This window comes from Streptosporangium sp. NPDC050855, from assembly GCF_044456585.1.
Lineage (GTDB): Bacteria > Actinomycetota > Actinomycetes > Streptosporangiales > Streptosporangiaceae > Streptosporangium > Streptosporangium longisporum.
On the sequence record NZ_JBITFY010000067.1, the window covers coordinates 1 to 1120 of the forward strand.

The 1120-nt window shown below is 67.0% G+C and carries 1 protein-coding gene; it reads right to left on the bottom strand.

Annotated features, from left to right (window positions below):
- Positions 1-40: 40 nt before the first annotated feature.
- A complete protein-coding gene (locus ACIBCT_RS40520; RefSeq protein ID WP_399197371.1) occupies positions 41-880 on the bottom strand; it encodes an IS5 family transposase in 840 nt (279 codons plus the stop codon).
- Between the last annotated feature and the right edge of the window lie 240 nt (positions 881-1120).

Consider the following 1120-nt stretch of genomic DNA (forward strand, 5'->3'; position numbering starts at 1 on the left):
AGTGGGTGTTTGATCCCATGGGTTCTGTCTGATTGTGGTTTCAGGTGTCTCTCCAGGTTGGGGTGTTTTCGCGGGTGAGGCGGCGGGTCATGAGATCGATCATGGCGATGTGGATCATGGCTTCGGAGCGAGCGGGCAGCGCCTCGTAGTCACGGGCCAGGCGGCGGTGGAACATCAGCCAGCCCAGGGTGCGTTCGACGACCCAGCGTCGGGGCAGGGCGGTGAATCCCCTGGTGGCGGGGTCGCGGCGGATGACTTCGACATCGATGCCCAGTGCGGCGCCGCCTTCGATGACCGTGGTGCGGTAGGCGCTGTCGGCCCAGGCCTTGGTGATCGTCGGATGGTCTGCGGCGACCTGGGCCAGCAGGGGCAGGCCGGCGGCGCCGTCGGAGAAGTTGGCGGCGGTGACCATGACCGCGATCAGCAGGCCGAGGGTGTCGGTGACGATGCTGCGTTTGCGGCCGGCGATCTTCTTGCCCGCGTCGTAGCCCTGGCCGGTGGCGGGCACGTTGGCCGAGGTCTTGACGCTTTGGGCGTCGATGACGCAGGCGGTCGGTTCGGGATCGCGGCCTTGCGCGGCCCGGGCCAGGCGCCGCAGCAGGCCGCTGAGCTGGGTGAAGACGCCGTCGCTCTGCCAGTGGGCGAAGTAGCCGTAGACGCTTTGCCAGGGCGGGTACTCGTGCGGCAGGTAGCGCCAGGGGATGCCGGTGCGGTCGATGTAGAGGATGGCGTTCATGATGGCGCGCAGATCGTGCTCGCAGGGGCGGCCGATGTCCAGACCTCTGCCTCTGCGGTCGGCGCGCCAGGTGCTCAGCACGGGTTCGATGAGCGCCCAGCGGGCGTCGGACAGGTCGCTGGGGTACGGTCGCTGCTCGGCCATGCCTCCGGCGTACCGTGCGGCACATCAGCCGCCCAGACCTCGATGGGTATCCCTCACCGGCGGGTAAGGACAGGGCGCCGCGTCTTGGGATGAGACAGGATTTTCCTGGACGAGACCGGCCCTTGGTGGCCTGTTCCTCGAAGACTTCCGTTTCGGAATCCATCCAAAGCGCACAAGCCAGGCGTGCGGGCTATCGGATGGATCGGGCGATTCACCGTCTCCTTAGATCAAACACTCACT

Coding starts and splice junctions, on each gene's coding strand:
- ACIBCT_RS40520 (WP_399197371.1), bottom strand. CDS start 880: ATGGCCGAGCAGCGACCGTACCCCAGCGACCTGTCCGACGCCCGCTGG.